The sequence below is a fragment of the Sanguibacter sp. HDW7 genome, assembly GCF_011300875.1.
GTDB lineage: Bacteria > Actinomycetota > Actinomycetes > Actinomycetales > Cellulomonadaceae > Flavimobilis.
Genome location: NZ_CP049862.1, coordinates 309,895 through 327,552 on the forward strand (window position 1 = coordinate 309,895; position 17,658 = coordinate 327,552).

The following is a 17,658-nucleotide window of genomic DNA, read 5'->3' on the forward strand; positions in this document are numbered from 1 at the left end:
CGTCGCCTCCTGTCACCTGATGCGTCGTGGGCGAGCGGGAACGTGCGGCTTAGCCTGGCCGGCCTTCACGCCGTCGAGGTACGCCTGCCACGAGAGCATGGCCGCCATCGCGGCATCGAACTTCCGGTCGGGGTGGATCTTCCCGAGGATGTACAGCGGCTTACCCTCGTCGTCGACGATGTTCTTGAGCTTGACCTGCCCCGCCGCCGCGATGTGCCGCGCGAGCTCGGGAGCGTGCGGGTCCGACGCAGTCCAGCCGACCGCGCCGGACGCGATCGCCTCCTGGTACGCGCGTATCGCGTAGGCCGCCTTCTTGTAGTGGTTCGTCCACCACTCCTCGACGAGCCCCTTGTGCCTCCCGGCCCACACGCCCATCTCGGTCACCCAGTACGGCGGGTCGCCGTACAGGCGCCACACGTTGTAGCGAGAGAAGATGTGCTCGACCGTCTGATCGACCTCAGCCTCGGGGACTTCCCACTCGTCGTCGTCGAGGTCCTTCTCCCACAGGCCAGCGATCTCCTGCGTGCCCGTGAGCAGGTCCGTGATGACGAACGCCGTCGAGTCACGACGGCGCGCACCGTCGAACCCCACCGCGACCGGCGCCCCCGCAGGGATACGACCACGCAGCGGCTTGTCGACGTCACCGCCCTCGTGCTTGAGATCCGACCAGCGCTTCACATCGAACGCCTGCTGCCCCGACTTCACCCAGCGGTTCAGCCACACCCGCTCGAGGTACGCCTTGTCCACGCCAGGCCGGTCCCACTGCGACGCGATGTCGTCGAACTGACCCGGACCCCACTCGCCGGCGGGACCGGTCGCCTCAGCAACCGCCTTGGTCCTCTCGGCCTTCACCTCGAGGTCGTGCCCGCCGTCGTCCGTGCGGTACAGGTAGAACAAGTCAGGGCGCTCGATCTTGCCGTCCCGGATCGCCTCAGCCTCAGCGTGCAGGTTCTCCGCGACCGACCCCTGCCCGAGCTCGCCCGCCGTCCCCACGTACAGCGACCACGGGTCCTCGAGCGGGCGCTTCGCAAGGTTCGCAGCCATCGTTTCGTGCGCCTTGATGTGCCGAGGCAGATGCAGACGGTGCGGCTCGTCGAACGCGTTCAGCGTCGTGCGGCCACCGTCACGCGAGTCCGGCGCGTTCGCCAGCGGCCATGCGCCACCGTCCGAACGCCCCCAGTCGTCGAGCCGCAGCGCACGCTCGAGCGACACGTCGAACAGATCCGAGTCCGGGCCGTTCTCGATGACGTACTTGAGCGCCCCATAGGCGAGCTCTTCGACCTGGTCGAGCGAGAACGCGAGCATCGGCACGTAGGGCGACATGACCGGCGCAGCCACAGGGTGCCCGTCGGCGTCGAACCCGTCGCACTTCCCAGGCCCCTCAGGGTGGATGTGCGCGTAGACGAGCAGCGCTTCCTTCTCCGTCTTGGCCAGGCCCTTGCGGACCGACAGCCCGCCACGCTTGAACCGACGACGGCCAGCCCACGGATGGCCCTGCGGGTACACCTCGAACAGCCTGTAGATGAACGCCCGGAACTCCGGGTCGATCACATACGGCTGCCCCTGCAGCGACCCCGGACCGTAGACCGCACGCTCCTCGATGAAGTCGCAGACCTCACCGCCGATCGTCGGCCACGGCTCAGCGTCCGCACCCGGAACGACGAGGAGACCCATCAGCCCACCGCGTACAGGCCGCCGCGCGGGTCCTCACCCGACTTCGGCTTCGGCTTGCGCGTCTCACGACGACGCTCCCCGCGGTCCTCCGCCTCCTCCGCGCGCTCGATCTCCGCACGCAGCGACATCAGCGCCTTCGGGTTCAGGCCCAGCCGGTCAGACAGCATCCGCGCCTCAGTGGCAGCCTTGAGGTCGCCCTGCTCGGCGCGGATCTTCCAGCGCACGTACTGAGCAACCTCACGGCCCGAGTGGGACTCCTCCCAGATCGCAGCCTGCGGCATCGCCCACAGATCAGCCCACAGCGCGACCTCAGCGTCACGCGCCTGCTCGATCTGCAGACCCAGCGTCGCCACAAGCATCTCGTTCTTGTTCAGATCCCGACGCAGACGGCCCTTCGTCCGACCGTCCTCCGCCTCCTCGACCTCGACCTGCAGAGCAGCCACACGGTCACGAGCGAGCTCGAACGCCGCCTGCTTCTCGACGTCAGGCTGCAGCGGCCACGGAGGGACCGCCGCACCCTCACGGCCATCAGCCGGCAAGACACGAAACCCAGCCTTCGGGTTGTTCTTCCGAGCGCGCACACTCGGATGCTTCGGAGCAGGACCAGCCATGATGAGACCTCCATGTCGGAGACGAAACGTCCCGACGCCATGCCGGAGATCAGGACGGAGACGTGCCCTGGCGGCTGTTACAGCTGCGACACAGGACAGTGAGACGAGACCCGACACCGCCACGAGCGACAGCCGTCGAGTGAGCCGCCGTCAGATCCCGCGACTCATGAGACGGGCGCTCCCAGCCGGGACAGACCCAGCCGTGCACCACGACCCACGCAGCCACGACCTCAGCGCGACGAGCCCTCTCCTCCGGGTCCCGCGCCGCAAGCGACGACGCCGACAACGGCCGCCGCGCATGCTCATCGCAGTACGTCCGGCCCGACACGCGAACCTCACAGCCAAGCCGGGCACACGCCTTCGGAGCACGAGGCACCAGACACCTCCGCCCAGGGGAATGACCACCACCAGAAAGGCCCCGAACCCGTAGGCCCCAGAAAGAGCAGAACCCCGCGGTCTCGGAGGGTGGCGGGGGAGGGGGTGGTGGCCCGGTGTCGGTGGTGCGTGGGAGGCTCGTCTCATGACGAACCCGCTGGCCGAGAAGGCCCCCGCAGCAGCAGCGACGATCCGCAACGTGTCGGATGCCTTGAATGATGGGAGGGACCCGGGCGTTGCGATGGCAGCGTCGACTCAGGCCGAACTTGATGCGATCACGGAGAGGTTTGAGAACGCAGCGCTGGCTCATAGCCGTGAGGGGATGATCGCGGCGTGGAACGAGTTGGTTCACTTCATGACGGCCTACTCGGGCGCTCTTGCGTCGATTGGCGTGTTCTTGCTCGCGTCGGTGCGCAACATGTCGGAGTTCTCGACGGACGAGATTCTGGGTTCTGCGCTCGAGCAGTTCTAGTTGGTCTCCTCGTCGCGGTGGCTCGCGTCGGTCGCGCGTGGCGGCGAGTGTTGGTCGACGGCTCTTGCCGTGACGAGGAGGCTGGTCGACGCCCCACGGCCTAGAACGTGGGGGTCTCGTTGCCGAGGCGGGAGTCGAACCCGCTACCTCAAGGGGTATGAGCCCTGCGAGCTGCCGTTGCTCTACTCGGCGTGGGCTCGCCCCGTGTCTTGACCGGGGCGAGCGGTGGCAGTCAGGGGCTGCCGTGGGTGGCGCAGGTCGCGCTGTTGGGGGGAGGAGATGCTCCGGGCGGTAAGACTCCCCAAGCGGCCTTCGCGGGTCAATGACGTTGCCCGGCCCGCGTTGACGCCGTGTCGTCTGGTGGGACGACTGAGGCCCGGCATCTGGTGATGTCCGGGCCTGGTTCTTTCGATGGGTGAAACCCACTATGGCACACCGTAGTGCTCACTGGGGTTGGCGTCAAGCGGTTCGGGCGGCTCGGTGCTCGGCGAGGGTGAGTGCGTCGGTGAACTTGTAGAGGCCGTCGGTGATGTGGCGGAGGCGTCGGCTGGATGCCCAGCGGCGGACGGTGGAGTGGGGGACGGGGTGGCCTGCGACGACGAGGGCGGAGGTGATCTCGCTGAGGGTCATGAGGCGTTCTTCCATCTGCTCGGCGAGGTAGGCGCGTTGGGTGGTGACGTCGGTTTCGTGGTGGCAGGCGGGGCAGGTGAGGCGTGTTGTGGCTCCGCGCTGGTAGAGCTCGCCGTCGCAGTCGGGGGTGGGGCAGGGGCCGAGGTAGGTGGGTGCGAGGGGCTTTTCGAGGACGCGGCGGGTTTTCTCGCGGTAGTCGTGGGCGGTGTCGGTGTAGGTGTGTGCGGTGGTGGGGTCGGCGGCGCACCAGTGGCCGTAGCGCTGGGCGGCGAGGTGGAGGCGTGCTGCGGGTGTGGGGGGCATGTCGGTGATGTCGTGGGTTTCGTCGATGAGTTGGAGGCAGAGGTGCCGGGCGTGGTCGTCGATTTCGCGCATGAGGTCGGAGACGTGGATGTTGATGGGGATGCCGGTGCTGTCGGTGCGGGGCATGCCGGTGAGTGCGTTGCCGCCGCCGGGGGTGAGGGCGGCTTCGAGGTCGGGCCAGTGGTTGGCGATCCATGCGAGGTTGCGGCTGGCTTCGAGCGCGGTCTTGGCGTCGGTCACGGCGTCTCCTTGGTGGTCTTGCGGCGTCGGGTGCAGGTGCGTCGGTGGCGGGCGCGGACGGCTTCTGAGGCGTGGGGAGTTGGCGCCCAGAACTCGCGGCCGCATCGGTCGCAGGTGACGATCACGGGGTGCGTTCCTTTCGTGCGTGACAGCGGCCCCGCACCTGGTGTGGTGCGGGGCCGCGAGGGGGGCGGTCAGTGCTGGCGTGCGAGCTTGTCGGCGGCGGTGATCGCCTCAGCGTGGGTGGCGTGCGTGCTGATGTCCTGTGTCCCGAGGCAGACGGTCCACTCGGGCCAGCCCTCGGCGTTCAGGTCGCGGATGACGACGAGGCGGAGGGGGTACGTGGCCGCGTGCTCAGGGGACGCGAGGCGAGGCCTGTCGGCAGTATCGGCGGTGGCCTTCGCGGCGGCTCGGCGTTCGTTGATGTGGTCGATGTTGTACCAGTCGGCGAGGCGTGCGGCCTCGTCGAGGAAGCGCCGTCGCGAGTAGGTGCGGTCTCGGAGGTGGCAGACGGCGAGGGTGAGCGCGTCGAGGTGGGCGAGGTTGCGGCTCGCCATGCTCTCGGGCATGCGGGGGCGGTCAGTCACGGCGGGTCTCCCTCGGGATGCGGAGGACGCGGCGGTGGGTGCCGGGTCCTGGTGGGTTGTAGCCGTTGGGGCGCTGGGAGTGTCGCTGCCACTCGGCCCAGGTGGGGAAGAGGCGTCCGCACTCGCACTCGGTCGGCTCGGTGTCAGCCACGTTCGGCTCCGTTCTCGAGTCGGTCGGCGCGGGCGGAGGCGTCGTGCAGGCACTCGCGCTGCGCCTGCCGGTAGCCGCGCCACCACTCGTCGTCGTCATCGCCCACGTTCACGCCTCGCGTGTCCGCGAACTCGCGGAGTGCTTCGGCTTGCACGGTGGCGCGGGACTCACCCGGCAACAGGTCGAGCACGGCGTCAGCGATGCCGTACGCGGAGAGCGGGTCGAACGACGAGTACCGGGCGAGAATCGCCCGCGCGATGGTCTCCCGGCCGGGTCGGACGGGCAGGTGACGGCGGACGACGGCGAGGATGTGAGTCGCGACGTGCTGGTCGAGGTCACCGTCGAGGCCGGTGTAGACCCACCCGCACGCGCACCTGTCGGCTGCGTACCCGCTGGGGGAGTCGCGGAGGATGCCTGCGACGACCTCGGTCACGGTGTCCTCGTCCCACGCGGGCGAGGTGGCGGCGCGCAGGTCTGCGACGAGTGCGTGCAGGCGGGTCACCTCGGCTCGGAGACGCCGCACCTGCTCCTCACGGGACCTCAGACACTCACGCTGACGGGCGAGGGTCTGGTCGCTCTCGGCGAGGGCGTCGTCGCGCTCCTTGCGCAGGCCCTCGACGGACCGGATCGTGAGGGACGCCTCCCGCTGGTGCTGCCTTGCGACGGCGAGCTCGGCGCGAGCCTCGTCACGCTCGGCTTCGGCGGTGTCGAGCGCGTCGAGCAGGCGCGGGACCTGCGTCGCCACCTGGACGAGCAGCGCCAGCGTGGTGCGCTCGTCCAGGAGTGGTCGGGTGGGGTCGCCTACCTCGCACGCGGCATTGAGCGTGGCGACCGTTTCGCGCAGGGCGGCGCGCTCGTCCGCGGTGATCGGGCTGCTCATCGGGACCACCGGCCCGTGTAGCGCTTGCGGCCCCACGCGGTCAGGTGGTGAGAGTGCGGAGACGGGTCCGAGCAGCCGTGGCAGCGGCGGGTGGTCAGGGCGTTGAGGATGCGGTGCATGTCAGTTCTCCTTCGGGGTGACGTCGATGTGCGCGGTGACCGCGCGGACGGTGGCGCAGGGCCACGCCTGGTCGCAGTCGACGCAGTACGCCTGCGGGTACCCGCGGGAGCAGGTCGCCTCGACGTGCACGGCGAGCACGTCGCGGATCGCGGCGGACATGGCCGGGACGTCGGTGCGAGCGTGCGCGATGAACTCCGCGTCCTCGTCCTGCTCGATGCCGCGTGCGCTGCCGCCGTAGCAGTAGGACATGCACGAGACCTCGTTCGATGCGACGGTGAGCCACGGCTCGGGAAGCGACCAGTGCTGCGACACCTCGGAGCCGTCCGCCTCCCACGGCCCTTCGGTGGCGGCGTCGGCGCGCTGCTCGATGTCAGCAAGCTTCGGACGAGTCACGGGGTGCTCCTCACGGTCAGGATGTGCGTCGGGCAGTAGTGGTCGCCGTCGTCGTGCTTGACGAGGCTGTCGGTCGCGCCGCAGTCGCAGCACTCCGGGACGCGGTGCGCCTCGCAGTAGTGGCGATCGTCGACCGTCTGCCCGTCGCCGCACGTCCAGTCCCAGACCGCGCCATCCCGGCTGGACCATGCAGAGTGCGGGCCACCGTCGTCACCGGTCGCGACCGTGCAGCCGGGGTGGTCGCACACGACCTGGTAGTACGTCACCTCACGGACGCTCATCGGTCGTTCTCCTTCGTGGCGTAGTGGTCGCACATGTCGGTGTGCGCTTCAGCTCGGGTCGCACGCAGCGGCGACCCGGCGTAGTCGGCCCGGTATCGCGGGGTCTGCGACGAGAACAGGCCGATCGCGGACGTCGAGCCGTACAGGGTGTGCGTGTACCCGCAGCGCGAGCAGGGACGCGTCATCGGACGCCCTCCTGCGGGGTCGTGGTCATGGGCTCAGGCGGCTCGCACGGCACGCCGTCGAACGGGAGTGCCCCGCAGCGTCGGCAGCCGCCATGCACCGGGTCGTAGTCGTGGACGGGGGCGGCGTTGGCGAGGTCGAGCAGGACGTCGGCGTGACACGGGGAGTCGAGCGGGCACCAGCAGGCGAGGTCACGACCCGCAAGCTCAGGCAAGTGCTCGAGGACCAGTGCAGCGTCGACCGTGGGGTGGTGAGCAGTGAGCCACACGCGGTAGTCCCGGACAGCGCGCTCAGGGGTGCGGGTCATGTCGGCGTCCCGGTGGGTCTCGTAGTGCGAACCGACCCGGAACGGGTTGCCCCACTTCGACGGGCGGGCGACGATCACGGCGTCCGGGTGCTTATTCCTCCACGGACGCTGACGGGTCATCTGGATGCGACGCGGGGCGGTCATGGGGTCTCCTTGAGGATGTCGTTGGCGAGGGCGAGCGCAGCCCGGTACGTCGCGGCCGAGTGCCAGTCCTGGATGTCGACGATGCGGTCGATCTCGCGCGGGTAGGCGTCCGCGGTGGCGTCGAGCCAGTCCGCGACGTACAGGGCCGTCGCCGGGTCCCACAGGGCGATGTGCGGCCCGGAGTCGTCGAGGTGCCCGAGTGTCGGCCCGAGGTCGGCGACGAGAGGGCCGCACTCGATCCAGTCCGGCTCACCCTCGTTCGCCCGGACCTCCACGTGCGCCTCGTGCACGTCGATGCCACCCCGCGCGTGGCCGTCGCATCGGACGACAGCCCACGTGCCGGGGTACGCGGCGTTGGCCGTGTCCCGGATGAGGGTGGCGGCGCGGCGAAGCTTGTCGTCGGCGCTCATCGGTCGGCCTCCGTCCGTGGCGGGCCGAAGAAGAACGCGCGGCATTCATCGAGCGGAACACCGCTCTCCCTGCACGTCTCGAAGCGCCGGGACTCCGTCCGATCGCCGTACTCGACGACCCCGACAATGACGGCGACGAGCGCGAAGACGTGCCACATCCCGCGGACCTGGTACCCGCTCATCGGTCGGTCCTCGGGGTGATCGTGAACCGCGCGAGGAGAGCGTCGGCGGCCTGGAACGCCTGCTCGATCTCTCCTGCGCACTCCTCCGGGAAGTCGAACGAGTCCTCGTCGATGGTCCGAGCGACGTCCTCGCGGGTCGCGGACGGGGCCGCACCCAGGAGCGGGAGAGCAGCGTCGAGGACAGCGCGCACGACATGCGGCCACGCCTCGGGATCGAGTCGCGATGCGCTCCAGTGCAGCGACAGCCACGTGAGGCGCTCCTTGCCCGCAGCGACGCCCACCTCGACGGCGGCGTCCGACACCACCGGGACCACAGGCGCGGACGGGTCGTGCAGGACCGTCAGCGGGGACCCGTCGCCCTGCGCCCAAGCGAGGACCCACGAGCCCTCCTCGGCGGTCTCCTCGCTGCCGGTCACGAGCCAGCCAGAAGAGCCGGGCCACCGCACGGCAGCGCGCGCCCACCCGTCCTCGTCGTGCCACATCACCACGCTCCCCACGGGCAGCGCGTCGAGCTCGGACACGGTCGTGATCGTTCTGGTCATCGTGATCTCCTCAAGTTGTCGATGTGCGCCCGCACGGTGTCGGGCATAGGAACGCCCCCCGGACGGATGTCACGAGGGGCAGTGGCTTCGAGGCCTTCGCTGCGACACGCGCCGCAGTTGTGAGCCGGATAGGACGTGTGTCCCGGCTTCGGACACTTAGGTGCAGGCGGTCCGCTCACCTCACCCGGTGGCGCGCACGCCGTCCACCACACGCCGTGCTGCTCGAGCAGCTTCGGCGTCTGGGTGCGCTCGTCGAGCGCGACGATGACACCTGCGACGGCCAGGTCCCGGTAGGGGCGCGTGGCGTGGTTGCGTTCGAGGTAGGTGACGAGGGAGCGGACGGCCCAGGCGGGTCGGATGGCGTTCATGGCTGCGGCGATCCGTTCGATCTCGTCGCGTGTGGGCATGAGGAATCTCCTTCATGTCAGGGGTCAATCCGTGACGGTCTCGCGCGTTACGTAGGTGACGATTGACGTCTGACTGGATCTATCTCTGTACGGAACAGAACCTGATAGCGATAGCCCCTGGGTATGGGTATGGGTACGGGTACGGAGTATTCGGGGGCTATTACGGAGGGCAATAGCCTCTGGATAGGGTCCGCATAGGGTGGGGCTATCCGAGGGCTATGGGCTATGAGCGGGCGCACCACTCACAGTCGGGCACCTTCAGGTTGCGCTTCACATGCCACCTCGTGTGCAGCCCACGGCCGCTTCCCTCGCTCATCGCCGCCTTCTTCGCGATGACTGAGCTCGCGTCAGGGTTGCGTTCGGACCACTCGTGGAACGCCCAACCGTCGTCGCGTTTGACCCACAGGCCTGCGTCGACGAGGGACCGTGCTTCGGCTGGTGTGCCGTCGAGTGCGGCGAGCATGTGGCTGGGCACGATGCCGTCAGATGGGAACGATGAGCACCAGGAGAGGGCGGTGGCCCAGAGTGCTCGGGCGCCCTTGGATGCGCGTCGCCACTTGGGGTGGGAGTGCAGTCGGTCGTCGACTTTGCCCCAGGCCACGGTTACTCCTTCCGTGCTCGTGCCACGGGGCGGTGTCCGTGGATGAGTTGGTGTCGGCGGATGCTGTTGGGGTCGTGCGGGTCGAACTCTGCGCCGCATCGGCAGAGGACGGTCATGGGGTCTCCTTGGGGTCGGGCGCCCAGGGCGTGCGGTCGTGGGGGCCGTCGCCAGTGAGCATGTTGAACGTGATGCCTGGGCGCGCGGCGAGCAGCGGCAGGGCGGTGGGGATGAGCGCTGCGATGCGGCGGACCTCGACTCGCTCGGCCGGGGGTAGTGAGCCGTTGCGCTTGCACTGAATGACGAGCACCTGTCCGGTCTTGAACGCGAGGAGGTCGACCTTCGTCTTGGACCCTGCGGATCGGATGACCTCGTAGCCGTGGCGGATGAGGTGGGCGCGGACCTCGCGCTCGAAGTCTGCTCCGGCGCGGTAGTGGTTGGGGGGCACGGATGTCTCGATTCTTAGGACACGGGTGAGGCCCGCCTGCCGTGGACTGGCAGGCGGGCCTCACGCGCGGGGTTAGCGGCTGGTGGTGTCGCCGAGGACGGCGAGGATGCCGACGACGACGACCATGCCGAGGACGGTCAGGGCGGCGAACATGCCGGGCGCGAGTGCGGCGAGCGTGTACGCCCACCAGGGGATGGATGCGCCGAGCACGAGGTGCAGCCACTCGTCGAGGTCCAGACCGCGTGCCTTCTCGCCGACGTCCGGAGTCTCGGTCGGGTCGTCGATGTCATCCCACGCCAGCGGGGGCGCCCACCCGCGGCGCGCAGCGTCGTTGAGCGTGCGCGCCACAGCGGACGGACGCCCACCGGCACGGCGACGCATCGACAGGTCGTCGTACATGCCACGGACGGTGCGCGCCGTGCGAGCAGTGGTGAGGTCCCCGCGCATCGCCCGATCCAGCAGGGAGTAGTGCACGCGGTACGCCTCAGCGAGCGCCTTCACAGACCAGCCCAGGCACGCCAGCGCCTGCAGACGGCGGCGGGTACCGACCGCGGGCACCATGCGACCGTCGGGCAGATCATCGAGCGACACCGTCACCTTGAGCGCGAGGATCGCCGCGGCCCGGTCGCGCTCCATGCGGCCGAGAGTCCGGGCGCGCTTCGTCGCGGCGGTGCTCCACCCGAGTGCGCGCGCGATCTGCAGCCAGCTCATGCCGGCGGCGCGTAGGTGGTCGAGGTGGTTGTGGGCGGGTGTGGCGTCGGTGAGTCGTTCGCGGCCGTAGGCGACGCGGCGGGCGCGGTTGTTCTCGTAGGTGCGGTTGGCGTTGCGGCAGTCGTCGCATCGGCAGCGGCAGATGGTGTAGCAGGCGTAGGTGCCGTGCTGGTGCCGCGCCCGCGGGTGTGTGCAGGCGTCGTTGAGGGCCATCGGTCTCTCTCATCACGAAGGCCCCCGCACTCTGGTGTGCGGGGGCCGTGCTGTCTGGGTGTTACTGCAGGCGTGCGGTGACCCGTCCTGCGTTGGCGCCGTAGAAGAACGCTGCGGCTGCGAGGGCGGACTCGCGTGCCCGGTCGAGGAACAACTGCCGGGCGATCCAACGCTCGAGCGGGTCGGTCATGACTCGGCGGCTTTGAGCTCGGCGACGCGTGCCTCGATCTGCGCTCGACGCTCCGGCCCCGACACGCGCCACATCTCCTTGAGCGCGTCTGTGTCCGTGCACTCGGCGACGGTCTCGGCGGGCGGCTCCGGTGCGACTGTCGACGGCGCAGCATCCGGCAGCGGCTCGACCGTGTGCAGGGCTCGCTTGCCGCGCGTCTCCGTCAGCGCCAGCGACACCGGCTTGTCGAGGCCGCTCATGTGGCTGATCTTGATGCCGCCGATGCGCTGCCCGCCGAACTTCACCTCGGGGTCGCGGTAGAGCGTCATGCGGCGTCCGGCGAAGGCGTCGGACTCCTTGCCCCACACGCGCACGAGGACGCGGCGCATGGTCTTGGACGGGCGGTATGCGCGGCCGGGGAACTCGACGAGGTGCACGTCGACCGGCTGCTCGGCGTTGCCCGCGGAGACGGACTCGACGGTGACGGTGAGCGGACCCGCAAGGAGGTCCTCGGCGTTGATCTGGTCGGACTTGGTGACGATGGTGGCGGTGAGGTCCATGCTCACGCACGCTCCTTGAATGCTGCGCCGATCGAGACGTCACGCTTCTTGCCCCCGGAGAGTCGGTGAGCCAGGCGATTGCCGACGCCCCCGACAGAGAAGTAGGCCGACCAGGAGTCGCCGTGGATCGATCCATCGAGGGGGGTCTCGGACCAGCGATCCCCGATGTGGAGACGCGCCCCCCTCCCGCGGAGTCCGTTTCGCGTGAGTTCGAGCGACAGCTCGAGGCGGTGGTGCCCATAGCCGTCTCGGCCATCGCGCACGGCCGCGTACTCCCGAGTGTTGTGTCGCGCCGCGTCGACCTGCCGGGCGATGGACGCCTCGGCGGACTCTCGATCAACCCGTCCGCGAAGCATGTAGGGGTCGCCGTGGCGAATGCCGCATGTTCGGCACGTGACGAGGATCCATGGCGCGTTGAACCGTGACTCGATGACCTCGGCCTTCGCTCGATGCCCGCGAAGCCAGCACAGCGGATGCGTGGGGAGGTCGAAGTTCGCGAAGTAGCGCCTCGCGCCGTCTCGGTGGGACGTAAAGATGTGCATCTCAGATCACCAGCTCTTCCTGTTCGTCGGCCTGGTCCAACCACCAGCCGGGGACTTGCGTTGTGTACGGCTCGCCCGAGTACCCCGGCCACGCGTCCGTGGCGATGCACTCGGCGTAGGTCTGACGTGCGCGCGCCGTGAGGTCGCGTGCGGTCATGCGTGTGATCTCGTCGAAGTAGTGCACGGCGACGAGGTGAGGGCGGCGCTTCTCGACGACGACGAACGCCATCGGGTGCCGCTCGCCCGTGATGCGCTCGAGGACGTCGGCGTAGTGCGCTTCCTGGATCGGGTAGCCGTAGCGGGCCGCCTCGCGTGCGAAGCCGATCGGTCCAGCGCTGCCCGCGGTCGTCTTGACGTCGATCGCGACGTCGTCGCACAGGCGGTCGAAGCGTGCCCGCAGGGCGACGCCGGTCTCGGGGTCGGTCGCGAACGCCGACACCTCCGGCTGGCCGGGGCGCTCGAGCAGAGCGCGCGCCGCGGGGTGTGCGAGGACGGCCTCGGCCATGCCGTCGATGAGCGCCCGGTCGGCAGCGCCGATGGGCACGAGCCCCGCGTCGCGCTGCTCGGCGAGCCACGCGACGGTAGCTGCCTTCGTCGACACGTTGCCCGACGGGGTGAGGTGCTCGTCGGGGATGTCGATGATGGGGGAGCCGACGCCGAGGATGCGTGAGTGCGTGGCGTGGCCGACGTCGTACGCGACGGACTCGACGCGGTGCGTCATGTCCCACTGGAAGCGTGCGGGGGAGTCGAGCAGCCGCCGCACACCGGTCGATGAGAGCTCGGGGCGGGCGTGGTAGGTCGTCTCGTCCATGTCGTAGACGATCTGCGGGGTGAGCGTCACTGGTTGTCGTCCTTTCGGTGTGGGTCGGTGTAGTCGGTGAGCCATGCCGCGCCGATGAGGAGGGCGAGGGTGATGGCGAGGCCGAGCCACTCGGACGCGGTCACAGTCCGTGCTCTCTCTGGTAGGCGTCGGCGGTGTCGCGGGCGGTGACGTACTGGTCGACGCGGTCCCGCCACTGGTAGACGAACTCGGGCGGGTCGACGTCGCGCCACTCGCGGCGCAGGGTCTCGGACGCGGTCGCGACGAGCGTCGCCGCGAGCACCTCCTCATCCCGCAGCCGGTCGAGCTCGTGCGCTCGCTCCCGCTGCTCGTCCTGCGCCTCCTGACGCGCGGCCAGCGCGCGATCCTCCATGCTCATGAGGTCCTCCTTCGTGCGGTGAGCAGTGCGACGCCAGCGACGGCGAGTGCGGCTGCGAGGGTGGTGGCGGCGAGCGTGTGCGCGCCGGTCTGCGGGAGCACGTCCACCTCAGTCGGGTCCGTGGGGTCGTCGGCGGGCTCGTCGGTCGCCGTGGTGGTCGGCTCGTCGGTCGGCAGGTCCGGCTCGACGGTCGGGTGGTCGACGTCGAGGTCCGGCGTCGGCTCAATCGAGGGAGTCGAGGAGGGCGTCGGCGTCGAAGTCGGCGACGTCGACGACGCGGACGGCTGCGACTCGGGCTCGAAGGTCGGCTCGACGCTCGGCGTCGACTCGGTGGGCGTCTCGGAGAGCGTCGGCGAGGGCTCGCTCGGCTGCGAAGGCTGATCGGACGGCGTCGACTGCGACGGCTCGACGCTCGGCTCGGGATCGGCGGTCCACGTGGGCTCCTCAGTCGGTTCAGGTGTGGCGGGCGGGGTGGTGGGGGCGTCGATGCACACGGGGGCCTGTCCGCCCTCGCCGTAGTGCTCGTTGGTGTCGGACCACTGCACCCAGGCGATGCACCCGCCGGTGATGCCGAGCGCCGACCACGGCAGGAACGACGCGCCGATCCACTGCGCGCCGGGGTGACCGTTGTTCGGATCGAAGTGCAGGCCCCGCGCGGTGCCGTCGACCAGGCGCACGTTCACGTGACCGTGAGCGACGAGCGGCGTCGGAAACTCGATGCCAGCCGGCGTCACCGCGTACGGCGTCACACTGTCCGACCCGCCCGCGACAGCAGGCCCGGAAACGACAACGGCCGCCACGAGGGCGGCCGTCAAGGTTGCGAGTGCGCGTCTCATGCCGCATCCCCCCGCCACACGCGCATAGCCGCGTCTGCGTCGCCGTCCGCCTGGTACGCGATCAGCGCCTCACTCGTCCGCTGCTCCTGCGCGATCGCACGCGCCCGCAGGTCACCCTCGACCGCGTCGATCAGCGCCGCCGACAGCCGCGCCCACCCAGGGTGGTCGTCGGGGTACTCCGTGAGCACACCCGCACCACGAGCCACCGCGAACAGGTCGACATCCGACGTCGCCTCCGCCACCGAATCCGGCACCACGGCGGGCTTGCGCTTCCAGAACTTGAACATCAGTCACTCCTTCTCAGGCAGAGACGCCAGAAACGCCTCAAGGTCAGCGGCGAGGATGATCGGCTTCGTGCCAAGGCGACGAGCGACCAGGTCGCCCGCAGTGATGCGCGCCTGCAGCGTCCGCACCGGGATACCCGTCGCTGCCGACGCCTCCGCGTAGGTGTACGAGAGCTTCGATGCAGTCATGCGACGTTCTCCTTCGTGGCGAGGATGGTGCGCAGGTCCGCGATGCCCTTCGGCGTGACGCGGATTTGCGGGTCGGCGAGCACACGCTCCTGCGTGCGCGCGTGCGTGTAGTAGCGGGCGCGGGACCGCAGGCGGCCGAGGTCGACGTGCCGCTGGTACGGGATGCCCGCCGGGTCGACCCAGCCGATCTCCCGCAACCGCTTGGACAGGCGGTTCTGCCCGATGTCGATGCCGTGGTCGCGGCAGAGGATCTGCGCGGCGTCACGCATCGAGTAGTCGCCATCGGTGGCCGCGAGCGCGTCCCATGCCTCAGCGCGCGGCGTCAGCTCGGCGACCTGCGCCTCGCGCGCCTCGAGGACGGCCTGCGCTTCGATGAGTGCGGCGGCCATGAGCGCCGGCCCCGTGAGTGCCGGGGTGCCGTAGGAGCCGGTGCGACGGATGCTCGGCAGGACTTCGCGGGTCACCCAGCGGCGGAAGTCGACCGCGCGGGGGAGCGTCGACCCGAACGCGAGTGCGTAGACGCCGGACTCGTTGACGAGCGGGCGGAGTCGGCTGACCTCGCGTGAACCCTCGCTCAGGGCGAGGGTTGCGAACCGGAGGTCGTCGTCGTCGATCCGCTGGAGCGCGTCGGAGGGGTTGGCGTAGCCGAGGATGCGGGTGACGTCGGTACCGACGAACCAAGGGTCGCCGTCGATGGTGACGACGCGCACCTGCGCGCCGTCGAATTCGAACGGTACGATGTTGCTGGTCAAGGGTTCCTCCTTCGGGGGAACGGCGAAGCCCCCGTCAGGCGAGACGGGGGCTTTCGTGTGGGGCGAGGTCAGTGGCGTCGGGTGAAGATCGCGATGCCGATGGTGATGCCGATCGTGATGCCCGAGAGGAACAGCGAGATCATTGACAGGACCAGCCCGGCGGTCATGCGGCCGCCGCCTCGGCGATGCCGGGCCAGGCGTCGAGCGGCTGGTCGCGGTGGGCGTCGGCCCAGCGGGACCACGCCTCCCAGCAGCGCTCGCACTGGAAGATGCCGAGGTCGGGGTTGCCGAGCTCGACGGGGGAGCCGCACTTGCACGAGTTCATCGGATCGTCTCCATGTAGACGGGCACACCCAGGTGTGCGGTGAGGTAGCCGACCAGGACGGCGGCCAGGACGAGGAGCACGGCGACGACGACGCGGCCACGCAGGGTGAGCGTCACGCGGGCACCAGACCAAGACGACGGGCCGCAGCACGGTCGTTGCGGGCGATCTCGCGGAACGCAGTGGGCGGCGTCGGGTCGGCCACCATGAACACGCGCTCGAGGTCGACGTCGCTCATCCGCGCCTGACGCTCGTACAGGTCGCGGGCGATGCGCTTCACCTGACCGCGCGACACCGAGTGGTTGTTCTCGGCGGCGTAGGTGGCGATGCGGTTCTCGTAGGCGGTGAGAGTGGGCATGGCTGTGCCTCTCGATCTCTCCCCGGCGAACCAGGGAGGTGGGTAGGGCAGGGTGCCGTGCTCGCGCGATGCGAGACGGCCAGGGGATGGGGTGGGTCTACGCGGCGGGCTTGCGCCTGCGGTGTGCGGCCTGGGATCGGGCGGTGCGGGCCAGGCCCACTCCCACGGTCCGGGTCGCGATGTACTCGGCGACGATCGCCTCCGTGAAGCGCACGCGACGCCCCACCTTCACGTGGCCGATGTCGCGGCGACGGGCCATGTCGAGCACGGTGCGCGCAGTGAGCCCGAGCCTGCGGCCGGCCTCCGTGGCGTCGAACGTCTCGGCGGTCATGGTTAAGCGGCGGTCCGCTCGACACGAGCGAACGCCGGGGGCGTGAACGTCGAGGGGGAGACGCCGAGCGCCTCCGCGATGAGAAGAAGCTCGCGGAAGGAGAACTCGCCCTTGGCTGCGAGCTTGCGGTTGAGGGTTGCGTAGGGGATGCCGGTCTCGTCAGAGATGGAGACCTTGGAGCGCCCGGTGTCTGCGATCGCCTCTCGGACCGCTCGGGCGCTCCACTCGATGGTGGTGGAGGCTGCGTGGTTGTTCATGCCGTAAACGTAGTTGCTCGATTGAGCAATCGTCAAACCGACACGCTTACCAGTTCGAGCATTGCGATTGCTCGATCTGAGCGGTAGGCTGCTCGCATGAACATTCGATCGGAAGAGTTCCCCGCCTACGTCGGGCTCGAGCTCAAGGGCAAGATCGTCAGCCGCGGCTTCACCGCGCTCGACGTCGCGACCCGCATCGGACGATCGCCGGCCGCCTTCAACCGCTGGCTCAACGGGAAGGTCGACATCCCGCTCGCAGTCCTATGCGCGGCCGCGGAGGTCATCGACGTGGACCCGCAGGAGATCGTCGGCCACGCCTACGACCGGCTTGTTGTCCGCCACGGCGAGCGGACGGGCTTCATCTATGACGCCGATGAGATCGAGCACGCGAAGTCCGCGAACGATGCGCTGCGAGCAATGTCCCCGGCTGATGTCATGCTCGCTGCGCGCGACGTCGACGATGACGCGGAGGCTGAGGCGCAGACGGAGGATGCATGACGCTTGATGAACTCGTCGCCCACGCGGAGGAGCAGGGCCTCCGCGTGGTGTGGCGGGACCTTGGCCGCCGCTCGGGTGAACTCACCCGCGCAGGGCTCGTCGTGGTCAACCACCGGAAGTCGACCCTGACGCAGCGCATCACGATCGCGCACGAGGTCGGCCACCACTGGCACGGGCACGACTGGACGCGTGCGCACGACGTCGAGCGCGACGAGCGCCAGGCCGACCTGTACGCCGCACGCCTACTCATCGACCCGCACGCGATGGAGCGTGCCGCCGCCGTCGTCGGATGCCACCCTGGCGCGATCGCCCGCGAGCTCGGCGTCACTACGCACCTGGTCACCCTGTGGCTCGAGCAGCCTCAGCCGAGCACCCGGTGCGGGCTGATCGCGTAGCCGGAGACGACGAAAGGCCCCCGACCGGAGTGGTCGGGGGCCTTCGTTGTGCTGTTGACGTCCGCCTTGGTGCGGTCGGGCGTTGATGAGGTTTGTTGACATGC

Annotated in this window: 32 protein-coding genes and 1 tRNA gene; 3 read left to right on the plus strand and 30 right to left on the minus strand. The window is 69.5% G+C overall.

Annotation, left to right across the window (positions count from 1 at the left end):
* Window positions 1-12 precede the first annotated feature (12 nt).
* Both G7063_RS01355 and G7063_RS01360 read right to left on the minus strand, forming a co-directional pair.
* Entirely contained in the window at window positions 13-1,674 is a 1,662-nt protein-coding gene (locus tag G7063_RS01355; protein WP_166412738.1) for a large terminase, read from the minus strand.
* Window positions 1,674-2,213 carry a hypothetical protein gene (locus G7063_RS01360; RefSeq protein ID WP_166412739.1) on the minus strand — a complete coding sequence of 180 codons (540 nt, stop codon included), beginning with the start codon at window positions 2,211-2,213 and terminating at the stop codon, window positions 1,674-1,676. The genes G7063_RS01355 and G7063_RS01360 overlap by 1 nt, the downstream gene beginning before the upstream one ends.
* 592 nt (window positions 2,214-2,805) lie before the next feature.
* Between G7063_RS01360 and G7063_RS01365 the strand changes: the two genes are divergently transcribed.
* Window positions 2,806-3,132, plus strand: a complete 327-nt coding sequence (locus tag G7063_RS01365; RefSeq protein ID WP_166412740.1) for a hypothetical protein — start codon at window positions 2,806-2,808, stop codon at window positions 3,130-3,132.
* A 119-nt stretch (window positions 3,133-3,251) separates the two neighbouring features.
* On the opposite strand, the gene G7063_RS01370 is transcribed toward G7063_RS01365, so the two are convergent.
* From G7063_RS01370 to G7063_RS01500, 28 genes are all read right to left on the minus strand, one after another.
* Window positions 3,252-3,324, minus strand: a tRNA-Met gene (locus tag G7063_RS01370).
* A 267-nt stretch (window positions 3,325-3,591) separates the two neighbouring features.
* Window positions 3,592-4,305: an IBR domain-containing protein gene (locus tag G7063_RS01375; protein ID WP_166412741.1), complete on the minus strand. Its 714-nt coding sequence runs from the start codon at window positions 4,303-4,305 to the stop codon at window positions 3,592-3,594.
* Window positions 4,306-4,499: 194 nt separating this feature from the next.
* A complete protein-coding gene (locus tag G7063_RS01380; protein WP_166412742.1) occupies window positions 4,500-4,892 on the minus strand; it encodes a hypothetical protein in 393 nt (130 codons plus the stop codon).
* Window positions 4,885-5,043: a hypothetical protein gene (locus tag G7063_RS01385; RefSeq protein WP_166412743.1), complete on the minus strand. Its 159-nt coding sequence runs from the start codon at window positions 5,041-5,043 to the stop codon at window positions 4,885-4,887. The genes G7063_RS01380 and G7063_RS01385 overlap by 8 nt, the downstream gene beginning before the upstream one ends.
* Entirely contained in the window at window positions 5,036-5,923 is an 888-nt protein-coding gene (locus tag G7063_RS01390) for a hypothetical protein (protein ID WP_166412744.1), read from the minus strand. Before G7063_RS01390 ends, G7063_RS01385 begins: the two co-directional genes overlap by 8 nt.
* A 120-nt stretch (window positions 5,924-6,043) precedes the next feature.
* Window positions 6,044-6,436: a hypothetical protein gene (locus G7063_RS01395; RefSeq protein WP_166412745.1), complete on the minus strand. Its 393-nt coding sequence runs from the start codon at window positions 6,434-6,436 to the stop codon at window positions 6,044-6,046.
* Window positions 6,433-6,717, minus strand: a complete 285-nt coding sequence (locus G7063_RS01400) for a hypothetical protein (RefSeq protein ID WP_166412746.1) — start codon at window positions 6,715-6,717, stop codon at window positions 6,433-6,435. The genes G7063_RS01395 and G7063_RS01400 overlap by 4 nt, the downstream gene beginning before the upstream one ends.
* Window positions 6,714-6,902: a hypothetical protein gene (locus G7063_RS01405; protein WP_166412747.1), complete on the minus strand. Its 189-nt coding sequence runs from the start codon at window positions 6,900-6,902 to the stop codon at window positions 6,714-6,716. The genes G7063_RS01400 and G7063_RS01405 overlap by 4 nt, the downstream gene beginning before the upstream one ends.
* Window positions 6,899-7,351, minus strand: coding sequence for a DUF4326 domain-containing protein (locus tag G7063_RS01410; RefSeq protein ID WP_166412748.1), 453 nt, complete (start codon window positions 7,349-7,351; stop codon window positions 6,899-6,901). Before G7063_RS01410 ends, G7063_RS01405 begins: the two co-directional genes overlap by 4 nt.
* Window positions 7,348-7,761: a hypothetical protein gene (locus G7063_RS01415; protein WP_166412749.1), complete on the minus strand. Its 414-nt coding sequence runs from the start codon at window positions 7,759-7,761 to the stop codon at window positions 7,348-7,350. Before G7063_RS01415 ends, G7063_RS01410 begins: the two co-directional genes overlap by 4 nt.
* Window positions 7,758-7,943: a hypothetical protein gene (locus G7063_RS01420; protein ID WP_166412750.1), complete on the minus strand. Its 186-nt coding sequence runs from the start codon at window positions 7,941-7,943 to the stop codon at window positions 7,758-7,760. The genes G7063_RS01415 and G7063_RS01420 overlap by 4 nt, the downstream gene beginning before the upstream one ends.
* A complete protein-coding gene (locus tag G7063_RS01425; protein WP_166412751.1) occupies window positions 7,940-8,485 on the minus strand; it encodes a hypothetical protein in 546 nt (181 codons plus the stop codon). The genes G7063_RS01420 and G7063_RS01425 overlap by 4 nt, the downstream gene beginning before the upstream one ends.
* The gene (locus G7063_RS01430; protein ID WP_166412752.1) at window positions 8,482-8,892 is read right to left on the minus strand and encodes a hypothetical protein; all 411 of its coding nucleotides are present in this window, start codon (window positions 8,890-8,892) and stop codon (window positions 8,482-8,484) included. The genes G7063_RS01425 and G7063_RS01430 overlap by 4 nt, the downstream gene beginning before the upstream one ends.
* 713 nt (window positions 8,893-9,605) lie before the next feature.
* Window positions 9,606-9,938, minus strand: a complete 333-nt coding sequence (locus G7063_RS01435; RefSeq protein ID WP_166412753.1) for a restriction endonuclease — start codon at window positions 9,936-9,938, stop codon at window positions 9,606-9,608.
* A 72-nt stretch (window positions 9,939-10,010) separates the two neighbouring features.
* On the minus strand, window positions 10,011-10,862 hold the full coding sequence (locus G7063_RS01440; protein WP_166412754.1) for a hypothetical protein: 852 nt from the start codon (window positions 10,860-10,862) through the stop codon (window positions 10,011-10,013).
* 61 nt (window positions 10,863-10,923) lie between these two features.
* Window positions 10,924-11,052: a hypothetical protein gene (locus tag G7063_RS15385; protein ID WP_255454227.1), complete on the minus strand. Its 129-nt coding sequence runs from the start codon at window positions 11,050-11,052 to the stop codon at window positions 10,924-10,926.
* Window positions 11,049-11,591, minus strand: coding sequence for a hypothetical protein (locus G7063_RS01445; protein WP_166415142.1), 543 nt, complete (start codon window positions 11,589-11,591; stop codon window positions 11,049-11,051). The genes G7063_RS15385 and G7063_RS01445 overlap by 4 nt, the downstream gene beginning before the upstream one ends.
* 2 nt (window positions 11,592-11,593) lie before the next feature.
* Window positions 11,594-12,133, minus strand: a complete 540-nt coding sequence (locus G7063_RS01450) for a hypothetical protein (RefSeq protein ID WP_166412755.1) — start codon at window positions 12,131-12,133, stop codon at window positions 11,594-11,596.
* A 1-nt stretch (window position 12,134) separates the two neighbouring features.
* A complete protein-coding gene (locus G7063_RS01455; protein ID WP_166412756.1) occupies window positions 12,135-12,974 on the minus strand; it encodes a PD-(D/E)XK nuclease-like domain-containing protein in 840 nt (279 codons plus the stop codon).
* A gap of 100 nt (window positions 12,975-13,074) precedes the next feature.
* The gene (locus tag G7063_RS01460; protein WP_166412757.1) at window positions 13,075-13,332 is read right to left on the minus strand and encodes a hypothetical protein; all 258 of its coding nucleotides are present in this window, start codon (window positions 13,330-13,332) and stop codon (window positions 13,075-13,077) included.
* Window positions 13,329-14,168: an LPXTG cell wall anchor domain-containing protein gene (locus G7063_RS01465; RefSeq protein WP_166412758.1), complete on the minus strand. Its 840-nt coding sequence runs from the start codon at window positions 14,166-14,168 to the stop codon at window positions 13,329-13,331. Before G7063_RS01465 ends, G7063_RS01460 begins: the two co-directional genes overlap by 4 nt.
* The gene (locus G7063_RS01470) at window positions 14,165-14,455 is read right to left on the minus strand and encodes a hypothetical protein (RefSeq protein ID WP_166412759.1); all 291 of its coding nucleotides are present in this window, start codon (window positions 14,453-14,455) and stop codon (window positions 14,165-14,167) included. The genes G7063_RS01465 and G7063_RS01470 overlap by 4 nt, the downstream gene beginning before the upstream one ends.
* Window positions 14,456-14,458: 3 nt before the next feature.
* Window positions 14,459-14,641: a helix-turn-helix domain-containing protein gene (locus tag G7063_RS01475; protein ID WP_102508180.1), complete on the minus strand. Its 183-nt coding sequence runs from the start codon at window positions 14,639-14,641 to the stop codon at window positions 14,459-14,461.
* On the minus strand, window positions 14,638-15,393 hold the full coding sequence (locus G7063_RS01480; protein ID WP_166412760.1) for a phage antirepressor KilAC domain-containing protein: 756 nt from the start codon (window positions 15,391-15,393) through the stop codon (window positions 14,638-14,640). Before G7063_RS01480 ends, G7063_RS01475 begins: the two co-directional genes overlap by 4 nt.
* A gap of 163 nt (window positions 15,394-15,556) precedes the next feature.
* Window positions 15,557-15,718, minus strand: coding sequence for a hypothetical protein (locus G7063_RS01485; protein ID WP_166412761.1), 162 nt, complete (start codon window positions 15,716-15,718; stop codon window positions 15,557-15,559).
* Between the two features lie 112 nt (window positions 15,719-15,830).
* The gene (locus G7063_RS01490; protein ID WP_166412762.1) at window positions 15,831-16,073 is read right to left on the minus strand and encodes a hypothetical protein; all 243 of its coding nucleotides are present in this window, start codon (window positions 16,071-16,073) and stop codon (window positions 15,831-15,833) included.
* 97 nt (window positions 16,074-16,170) lie between these two features.
* On the minus strand, window positions 16,171-16,404 hold the full coding sequence (locus G7063_RS01495; protein ID WP_166412763.1) for a helix-turn-helix domain-containing protein: 234 nt from the start codon (window positions 16,402-16,404) through the stop codon (window positions 16,171-16,173).
* Between the two features lie 2 nt (window positions 16,405-16,406).
* Window positions 16,407-16,661 carry a helix-turn-helix transcriptional regulator gene (locus G7063_RS01500; RefSeq protein ID WP_166412764.1) on the minus strand — a complete coding sequence of 85 codons (255 nt, stop codon included), beginning with the start codon at window positions 16,659-16,661 and terminating at the stop codon, window positions 16,407-16,409.
* A gap of 96 nt (window positions 16,662-16,757) precedes the next feature.
* On the opposite strand from G7063_RS01500, the gene G7063_RS01505 reads away from it, so the two are divergent.
* On the plus strand, window positions 16,758-17,159 hold the full coding sequence (locus G7063_RS01505) for a helix-turn-helix transcriptional regulator (RefSeq protein ID WP_166412765.1): 402 nt from the start codon (window positions 16,758-16,760) through the stop codon (window positions 17,157-17,159).
* Complete coding sequence (locus G7063_RS01510; RefSeq protein ID WP_166412766.1) at window positions 17,156-17,554, plus strand: ImmA/IrrE family metallo-endopeptidase; 399 nt, start codon at window positions 17,156-17,158, stop codon at window positions 17,552-17,554. The genes G7063_RS01505 and G7063_RS01510 overlap by 4 nt, the downstream gene beginning before the upstream one ends.
* Window positions 17,555-17,658: the final 104 nt, after the last annotated feature.

Excerpts from the sequence above, each read along its gene's own strand:
- G7063_RS01355 (WP_166412738.1), bottom strand. The coding sequence starts at position 1,674 with ATGGGTCTCCTCGTCGTTCCGGGTGCGGACGCTGAGCCGTGGCCGACG.
- G7063_RS01365 (WP_166412740.1), top strand. The coding sequence starts at position 2,806 with ATGACGAACCCGCTGGCCGAGAAGGCCCCCGCAGCAGCAGCGACGATC.
- G7063_RS01390 (WP_166412744.1), bottom strand. The coding sequence starts at position 5,923 with ATGAGCAGCCCGATCACCGCGGACGAGCGCGCCGCCCTGCGCGAAACG.
- G7063_RS01400 (WP_166412746.1), bottom strand. The coding sequence starts at position 6,717 with ATGAGCGTCCGTGAGGTGACGTACTACCAGGTCGTGTGCGACCACCCC.
- G7063_RS01405 (WP_166412747.1), bottom strand. The coding sequence starts at position 6,902 with ATGACGCGTCCCTGCTCGCGCTGCGGGTACACGCACACCCTGTACGGC.
- G7063_RS01410 (WP_166412748.1), bottom strand. The coding sequence starts at position 7,351 with ATGACCGCCCCGCGTCGCATCCAGATGACCCGTCAGCGTCCGTGGAGG.
- G7063_RS01415 (WP_166412749.1), bottom strand. The coding sequence starts at position 7,761 with ATGAGCGCCGACGACAAGCTTCGCCGCGCCGCCACCCTCATCCGGGAC.
- G7063_RS01420 (WP_166412750.1), bottom strand. The coding sequence starts at position 7,943 with ATGAGCGGGTACCAGGTCCGCGGGATGTGGCACGTCTTCGCGCTCGTC.
- G7063_RS01425 (WP_166412751.1), bottom strand. The coding sequence starts at position 8,485 with ATGACCAGAACGATCACGACCGTGTCCGAGCTCGACGCGCTGCCCGTG.
- G7063_RS01430 (WP_166412752.1), bottom strand. The coding sequence starts at position 8,892 with ATGCCCACACGCGACGAGATCGAACGGATCGCCGCAGCCATGAACGCC.
- G7063_RS01440 (WP_166412754.1), bottom strand. The coding sequence starts at position 10,862 with ATGGCCCTCAACGACGCCTGCACACACCCGCGGGCGCGGCACCAGCAC.
- G7063_RS15385 (WP_255454227.1), bottom strand. The coding sequence starts at position 11,052 with ATGACCGACCCGCTCGAGCGTTGGATCGCCCGGCAGTTGTTCCTCGAC.
- G7063_RS01445 (WP_166415142.1), bottom strand. The coding sequence starts at position 11,591 with ATGGACCTCACCGCCACCATCGTCACCAAGTCCGACCAGATCAACGCC.
- G7063_RS01450 (WP_166412755.1), bottom strand. The coding sequence starts at position 12,133 with ATGCACATCTTTACGTCCCACCGAGACGGCGCGAGGCGCTACTTCGCG.
- G7063_RS01460 (WP_166412757.1), bottom strand. The coding sequence starts at position 13,332 with ATGAGCATGGAGGATCGCGCGCTGGCCGCGCGTCAGGAGGCGCAGGAC.
- G7063_RS01465 (WP_166412758.1), bottom strand. The coding sequence starts at position 14,168 with ATGAGACGCGCACTCGCAACCTTGACGGCCGCCCTCGTGGCGGCCGTT.
- G7063_RS01470 (WP_166412759.1), bottom strand. The coding sequence starts at position 14,455 with ATGTTCAAGTTCTGGAAGCGCAAGCCCGCCGTGGTGCCGGATTCGGTG.
- G7063_RS01475 (WP_102508180.1), bottom strand. The coding sequence starts at position 14,641 with ATGACTGCATCGAAGCTCTCGTACACCTACGCGGAGGCGTCGGCAGCG.
- G7063_RS01485 (WP_166412761.1), bottom strand. The coding sequence starts at position 15,718 with ATGAACTCGTGCAAGTGCGGCTCCCCCGTCGAGCTCGGCAACCCCGAC.
- G7063_RS01490 (WP_166412762.1), bottom strand. The coding sequence starts at position 16,073 with ATGCCCACTCTCACCGCCTACGAGAACCGCATCGCCACCTACGCCGCC.
- G7063_RS01495 (WP_166412763.1), bottom strand. The coding sequence starts at position 16,404 with ATGACCGCCGAGACGTTCGACGCCACGGAGGCCGGCCGCAGGCTCGGG.
- G7063_RS01500 (WP_166412764.1), bottom strand. The coding sequence starts at position 16,661 with ATGAACAACCACGCAGCCTCCACCACCATCGAGTGGAGCGCCCGAGCG.
- G7063_RS01505 (WP_166412765.1), top strand. The coding sequence starts at position 16,758 with ATGAACATTCGATCGGAAGAGTTCCCCGCCTACGTCGGGCTCGAGCTC.
- G7063_RS01510 (WP_166412766.1), top strand. The coding sequence starts at position 17,156 with ATGACGCTTGATGAACTCGTCGCCCACGCGGAGGAGCAGGGCCTCCGC.